The 7,029-nt window shown below is 41.7% G+C and carries 8 protein-coding genes; 6 read left to right on the plus strand and 2 right to left on the minus strand.

The features are described 5' to 3' along the window. The first annotated feature begins 44 nt into the window (after window positions 1–44). Window positions 45–1,418, plus strand: a complete 1,374-nt coding sequence (locus tag HKX39_RS08175) for a DEAD/DEAH box helicase (RefSeq protein ID WP_171680831.1) — start codon at window positions 45–47, stop codon at window positions 1,416–1,418. A gap of 49 nt (window positions 1,419–1,467) precedes the next feature. Here the strand turns inward: HKX39_RS08175 and HKX39_RS08180 are convergent, their stop codons facing one another. Continuing rightward, entirely contained in the window at window positions 1,468–1,857 is a 390-nt protein-coding gene (locus tag HKX39_RS08180) for a thioredoxin family protein (RefSeq protein ID WP_171680832.1), read from the minus strand. Window positions 1,858–1,926: 69 nt separating this feature from the next. On the opposite strand from HKX39_RS08180, the gene HKX39_RS08185 reads away from it, so the two are divergent. The 5 genes from HKX39_RS08185 (at window position 1,927) to phaP (ending at window position 5,003) form a co-directional block, all read left to right on the plus strand. Beyond that, window positions 1,927–2,742: a competence/damage-inducible protein A gene (locus HKX39_RS08185; RefSeq protein WP_171680833.1), complete on the plus strand. Its 816-nt coding sequence runs from the start codon at window positions 1,927–1,929 to the stop codon at window positions 2,740–2,742. Between the two features lie 2 nt (window positions 2,743–2,744). Continuing rightward, entirely contained in the window at window positions 2,745–3,560 is an 816-nt protein-coding gene (locus HKX39_RS08190) for an IclR family transcriptional regulator (protein WP_171680834.1), read from the plus strand. A 263-nt stretch (window positions 3,561–3,823) separates the two neighbouring features. Further along, complete coding sequence (locus HKX39_RS10800) at window positions 3,824–4,018, plus strand: hypothetical protein (RefSeq protein ID WP_343043438.1); 195 nt, start codon at window positions 3,824–3,826, stop codon at window positions 4,016–4,018. Further along, window positions 4,015–4,296: a helix-turn-helix domain-containing protein gene (locus HKX39_RS08200; RefSeq protein WP_171680835.1), complete on the plus strand. Its 282-nt coding sequence runs from the start codon at window positions 4,015–4,017 to the stop codon at window positions 4,294–4,296. The genes HKX39_RS10800 and HKX39_RS08200 overlap by 4 nt, the downstream gene beginning before the upstream one ends. A 134-nt stretch (window positions 4,297–4,430) precedes the next feature. Further along, window positions 4,431–5,003: a TIGR01841 family phasin gene (gene phaP / locus HKX39_RS08205; RefSeq protein WP_171680836.1), complete on the plus strand. Its 573-nt coding sequence runs from the start codon at window positions 4,431–4,433 to the stop codon at window positions 5,001–5,003. Between the two features lie 186 nt (window positions 5,004–5,189). Here the strand turns inward: phaP and HKX39_RS08210 are convergent, their stop codons facing one another. Next, the gene (locus tag HKX39_RS08210) at window positions 5,190–6,527 is read right to left on the minus strand and encodes a short-chain fatty acid transporter (RefSeq protein ID WP_171680837.1); all 1,338 of its coding nucleotides are present in this window, start codon (window positions 6,525–6,527) and stop codon (window positions 5,190–5,192) included. Window positions 6,528–7,029 lie beyond the last annotated feature (502 nt).

Raw genomic sequence — 7,029 nt, forward strand, 5'->3', positions numbered from 1 at the left:
TAGAAAGAGTAAAATAATAGCTTATTGAAAAAATTGAGTTCTCTATGAGTGTGCATTCGTCACCAAACCAAACCTTTGCCGATTTTGGATTACATCCAGACCTTTTAAAAGCCATTGCCTTAAGTGGCTATACTAAACCTACCCCAATTCAAGCCCAAGCGATGGGTCCCGTGATGGACGGACGCGATGTTATGGGAGCCGCACAGACGGGCACAGGTAAGACAGCTGCATTTACATTGCCTGTACTACATCGTATGATGCCTTATGCAAGTACGAGTACCTCGCCAGCACGACATCCTGTGCGTGCATTGATTTTGACCCCGACACGTGAGCTTGCCGATCAAGTAGCTGAGAATGTGAAGCGTTATTCTGAGACTTCTCCCTTACGTGCTTGTGTGGTTTATGGGGGGGTGGATATTAATCCGCAAAAAGCTGAGTTACGTCGAGGATGTGAGGTATTGATTGCGACACCGGGGCGTTTATTAGATCATATCGAACAAAAAACGGTTTCTTTAGCGCAAGTGAATGTCCTTGTTCTTGATGAGGCTGACCGTATGTTGGATATGGGATTTATGCCTGATTTAGAGCGTATTTTGCGACACCTTCCTGAGCAACGTCAGAGCCTATTATTCTCGGCGACCTTTAGTCCAGAGATTCGCAAATTAGGACGTACCTTCCTCAAAGATCCTATTGAAATCAGCGTAGCAGCTAACAATGCGACGGCTTCAACCGTCACGCAAATCGCTTATCAAGTTGCGCCTGAGCACAAAAAAGCCGCTTTATTGTATTTATTAAAAACCCGCAATTTATCACAAGTCATTGTCTTTTCGAATACCAAAATTGGTGCATCACAAATAGCACGTGATTTAAGTCAAGAGGGAATTGCGGCTGAGTCTATCCATGGTGATAAATCACAGTTAGAACGTACTCGTACACTAGAGGCTTTTAAAGAGGGCAAGGTTCAAGTCTTGGTAGCAACTGATGTGGCAGCGCGAGGACTAGATGTTGCAGGCTTAGATGGGGTGATTAATGTGGATTTACCCTATAATGCGGAGGACTATGTACATCGTATCGGGCGTACAGGACGAGCGGGTGCTTCTGGCACAGCGATTGCTTTTTACTCAGAAGAGAGTGAAAAACTCCTTAACGATATTGAGCACTTAATTAAAGCCCCAGTACCTAAGGAAAGTTTAAATATTCCGGATGTTTTTTTAAATCGTTATCAAGCACAAAAACGAGGCTACTCTCGTTATCAAAAACCTGAGTTGCCACAGATTGATTCCTTTTTCTATAAACCCTACAATCCAGAAGAGGATGCTTTAATTGAGCCAGCGGCAGTAGTTGAAAAGCGTGATTTACCGGAAATTAGTGGACCTCCTGTAGCGGTGCTATTGGGCGGGCGACCACGTCGCACTTAATGGTCGCATTACCTACACCGTAAGGTGCAGGCATACGCTGAGTGTTTTCTTAGATTAAATCGCCAAGATAACGAGGTCCCTCTACCGATGAGGGACTTTTGTTTTGAACAATATTCTCTTCGGTGGCGAGGATAATGCGTTCAAGATGTTGAATGTGCGGGAGCATCGTACCAAAAAAGTAATTGTGGTTTTGTTGTTGAATGAGCAAAGTCGGGAAGTTCTCCACATCAATATCGTCTAATAACTCAGGATTATCTTCAATATCAATCCATACAAAAAGATGTTGAGGGAATTTTTCACTCAGCTGGACAAAATCGCTACGATAGCTCTTACAGGTGCCACACCATTGGGCACAATAACACGCAATCGTCAATCCTTGATGGTTGTTGAGTTGTGTGGTGAGTGCATGGGTATCGATAGGGGTATGGTTAATCAGCATAGAGAAATCACAACGAGAAAGCATATAATAGGGAAGTATAAAATTTTTTCTGCTCAAGAGGAATAGAAAATGTCGGCACAACGTAAATTCGGTCTTATCATTGTTGGTGATGAAATTCTATCGGGACGTCGTCAGGATGCACATTTCAAAAAAGTGATTGAGTTATTAGGCAAAAGAGGTCTACAGCTCTCATGGGCGCGTTTTGTTGGTGATGATTTTGAGGCATTAGTGGAAGAGTACAAACGGTCATTTGCCAGAGGTGATATTGTCTTTTCTAGTGGGGGTATAGGCTCAACACCAGATGATAAAACACGTGATGCCGTTGCTGCAGCATTAGGTTTGCCTCTTGAGCTACACCCCGAAGCGGCAGCATTAATCACAAAACGTACGATGGAAATGGCAGAAAAAGGGGTGTTTAATGTGGACATGGGCAGTCCTGAGAATCAGCGTCGTTTGGCGATGGGATTGTTTCCTGTGGGGGCGGAGATTGTGCCTAATAGCTATAATCAGATTCCGGGCTTCTTTATTCAAGATCATACCTTTGTCCCCGGATTTCCTGAGATGGCATGGCCAATGATAGAGTGGACCTTGGATAATCGTTATGCGCATTTGCACGCTTCTTCTATCGAAGTAGCAAAGTCTGTCATCGTGTATTCCTTACCAGAGTCTAGAATTACCCCTGCTTTAGAGTTTATTGAAAACGAGTGGAAAACTATCAAAACGTTTAGCTTGCCGACGGTGGCACGTAACGGTAATAAACCGTATATCGATTTAGGTGTCAAAGGACCTGAGGGGGCTGAATTACAAGAAGCTTTTGATTATTTACGCGGTGCAGTATTGCGAGTAGGCGGGCATTTTATGGATAAACCTGAGGGCGATGTATAAGCATGGTCTACACCACCAGAAGTAAACCTCGAGTGCGCTTGAGTAGTAGCACTTCACCAGCTAATACCAAGGTATCTGCACAGATTTTTGAACGTGCTTATAAGATTTTGGATTTGTTGTCTAAGAGTCAGCAGGCCTTAATGCTCAAAGAAATCGCTGAAAGTTGTGACTTACACCCATCGACCACACATCGTATCTTAGCGGATTTGTGTTTGGGTGGTTTTGTAGAGCATTTGGATAGTGGGAAATATCAATTAGGGTTGCGTTTGCTAGAGCTGGGGGCGATCGTCAAAGATAGATTAAATGTACGCCAAGTGGCTGCACCGATGATGCAATGGTTACATGAGCAGACACAACAGACAGTAAATCTATCGGTGCGACAAGGAGATGAAATTGTCTATATTGAACGTACAGAAAACCCCCGTTCAGGAATGCATGTATTGCGACCCATTGGTGGTAGAGCACCATTGCATCTCACTTCGGTAGGTAAGCTTTATCTTGCAGCGGCTGACCCACGATTGATTGAATCTTATGTGTTACGAACAGGGTTACAAGGTAAGACGATAAATAGCTTAACTAGTTTAGTTGATTTACAGCAAGAATTAGCTTTTGTGCGAGAGTATGGCTATGCACGCGATAACGAAGAATTAGAGATAGGTGTGCGTTGTATTGCTGCTGCCATTTATGATCATACAGGAGGTCTGGTGGCAGGCTTGTCTATTTCGGCACCAGTCGATCGCATGCAAGATAGTTGGTGTAGTCTGCTTATGCAAGCGGCGGCAAATATATCCTCTTCATTAGGTTATGGTCGTCTTTAATATGTTGGAATAGCCAATATTAGTAAAACTCCTCATGGATAAACAGCTGCACGCCGTATTTTTTACGGCGTATTTTTTTGTCAAAATCTATTATGTATTACAAAATACGTCTTTGACGGATAAAGAAAAGGAAAATATAATAATGAGACATAACTGTTCAGGAGACCCCTATTTTTATCAAATCTGTCAAAGACAAGTGGAGTGATGAGGAAAGGGAAGAGTTTATTAACTGGATTTCTGTAAATTATTTACTTGGCGACGTAATGCCTGGTTACGGTGGTTTACGAAAAGTTAGGTGGAAAAGTCAAAGTAAAGGCAAACGATCAGGGACAAGGGTGATTTACTTTAATAAATTAAATGACGGTAAGGTTGTTTTATTAATTGCTTATCAAAAGAGTGAGTTTGATAATTTATCAGAGAATTTTTTGAAAAGATTAAGAGAGGAGATGATGAAATGAAAACAGAGATGGAACAATTTGAAGAGGATTTATTGCAATCTGTCCGAGAAATGAAAGCGGGTAATTTTGCACGTACAACCGTGGTAAATATTGCTGATGTAACACAGGCACGAGAGCATGCTGGATTTACACAAGCAAAATTTGCCAAACTTCTTGGTATTTCAGTGCGAACATTACAAGAGTGGGAGCAGGGGAGACGCACACCGAGTGGTGCGGCGCAAACATTACTTAAAATAGCGCTTATTCGACCAGAAGTGCTTCATTTAGTGAGTGATTGAAATACTTAAGGTTTTGTTTTTTCAATAAATTTGTTGTTTTTTGTGCAATGCACAAAATTTATTCTTGCAATCTCTTAAAATAGACTTATAATTAAATTATTGCAGTGCAACATATGTCTATCAAGGAGATGAATATGACGACAGTACCTAAACAATTAGTAGAGCAGCAAAAAGCCGCAGTAAATAATATTGTTGCTGCACAAAACGCGTTATTTAGTGGTTTTGAGAAATTAGTTGATTTAAATTTAAAAGTTATCAAGGCAACATTAGGTGATGTGGCGCAGACATCGCAACAAGCGACAGAGGCAAAAGATCCTCAAGAGGCCGTGGCTTTAGTGAGCTCATTAGCACAACCAGCAGCGGAAAAAGCAGCTGCTTATTCAAAAGATGTTTACCAAATCGTTTCTCAAGTAAGCAATGAGTTATTAAAACTTTCTGAGAGCCACGTCGCTGAAGTGCAAAAGAATCTATCTGAGTCTATCGATCAGTTAGCGAAAAATGCACCAACAGGTTCAGAATCAGCTGTTGCTTTATTAAAGTCAACCTTAGCATCAGCAAATAATGCTTATGATTCTTTAAATAAAGCTGCTAAACAAGCCGCTGAAGTAGCAGAAAATAATTTAGCTGCGGCTACTGCAGCGACGGTTCAAGCAACAGAGCAAGCGACTAAAGTAGCTACTCAAGCTACACCTGCTCGTAAAGCATAATAAACGAATCCCTATTTCGTCGTTTTCCTAAGAGAGTTTGCCTTGATATATTTCGATATATCAAGGCTTTTTTTACGTACGACGGTGATTCAAGTCTCTCCAGTCGCGAAGACACGTCATAAAACAAAAAAACGGCTCCTGATTTTTTCAATCAGAAACCGTTTTTATCTACTGACGACAGACTACTTAGGCAAAGTAGAACACGGTGGTAATAAGAATACCCGAGTAAATCAATGCCATTAAGCAATAGCCCATAATCGCACGAGCATTAAGTCCAGCCAAACCTAATAAAGGTAATGCCCAGAAAGGTTGAATCATATTTGTCCACGCATCACCCCAAGCAATCGCCATTGCTGATACAACAGGCGATACACCTAATTGAACACCAGCAGGAAGCATGATAGGTCCTTGGACTGCCCATTGACCACCACCTGACGGTACAAAGACATTGACCAAACCAGCACTTAAGAAAGCGAGTGATGGGAATGTTTCGGTAGAAGACCAAGAAACAAAAAGGTTAGAAATGATAGCCCCTAGAGATTGACCACCCTCTGCTGCGCCAACCATCAGACCCATAATACCGCCATAGAATGGGAAAAGTAGGATAATACCGCTTAAACCCTTAGCACTGTCTTCCATTGCACGAGAATAGCGCTCTAATGTACCATGAGCAAGTAGACCTAGGAATAAGAACATTGCAATCACGATATTGAGTGTGAGAGAAAATCCTTTGCTACTAAAGTGACCATACACATAGGCAGCACCAAATAAGAAAAGAATCAGCGCAAGTAGACGGTTATCATCAATACGCTGTGCCCAAGTATCTTTAGGTGGTAAAGCTAATGCCTCTTCAGCCATCAGTTTAGGATCAACTTCAAAAGGTTTTTTAGGCATCATTGCCATATTGAGGAGTGGTAAACCAATCACCAGACCCGCCACAATCGTTAAGTTATACCAAGAGAATAAAGTTTCTGATACAGGTACCGCTTCAATAATGGTTTGTGCTGAAATGCGCGCTAAGTCTGCACCCCCTGTCGCAAGCGCAAGAGGAATAGAACCAGAAAGACCGCCGTGCCAGATTAAAAAGCCAGAGTAAGCAGAGGCAACCAATAATGGATAGTCAGCGCCTTTGACATTGCGTGCCAAGGCTTTAGCCATGACAGCGCCTACAATGAGACCAAATCCCCAGTTGAGCCAGCAACCAAGAAGGGCAACTAATGTCACCACCACAATCGCCACTTTAGGGCTCTTTACCTTAGACGCAAGACTATCTAATGTACGCGCCAAGAAAGGTGCTTTAGCCAAGACATGACCAGTCGCAAGAATGAGAGCCATTTGCATAGAAAAACCGAGTAATGACCATAGACCATTACCCCATGCTGCTGTCGCTTGACTAAAATTCTGATTGGTAAAGCTGAGTACGGCTGTAAAAGCCAATAGCGTCAGAATGACCACAAAAACAAATGGAGAGGGCAGGTACTTATTGACTAGACGTACACTGACTTCTGTAATTGCACGAAACATAAAAACTCCCTATATAGTAGTTATTTCAACTTATCGGGGGCAAGTGTAGCATTTTAGAATATGCAATTATATAAGGGATTTCACGGTCTATTTAGGGATAAGTTTTGTTCTGAATTGCCTTAAATAAAAGTTACAAAGCGTGTGGTAAAAAAAACACTTCCTCGTTTAACTGTCAGACATTGTAAAAAAACAAGGTTTTTTTATCGAGGAAGGTTTTCATCGATGAAAGACAAAGGTAAGATTTCATTGTGCTAGGATTATTACGGATAGTTTTATTCGTATGTGTAGTATATAGAAAATCTATCTATATCTTTTGATATAAAAAGGACATTAAAATGAAATTTACTCGAGTGGCATTAGCGGTAACAACAGGTCTGTTACTAGCAGCGTGCGGCAATTTGAGCAAAGTATCTTCTGAGGGGACTGCTGAGCTTGAAGATTTAGTATGGCCAAAGGTTGATCGTGCTGGTTTTAACCATAGCGGTTCACAAGAAGGTTCTTG

Origin of the sequence: Pelistega suis (genome assembly GCF_013133795.1) — a bacterium.
In the GTDB taxonomy this organism is placed as follows: domain Bacteria; phylum Pseudomonadota; class Gammaproteobacteria; order Burkholderiales; family Burkholderiaceae_B; genus Taylorella; species Taylorella suis.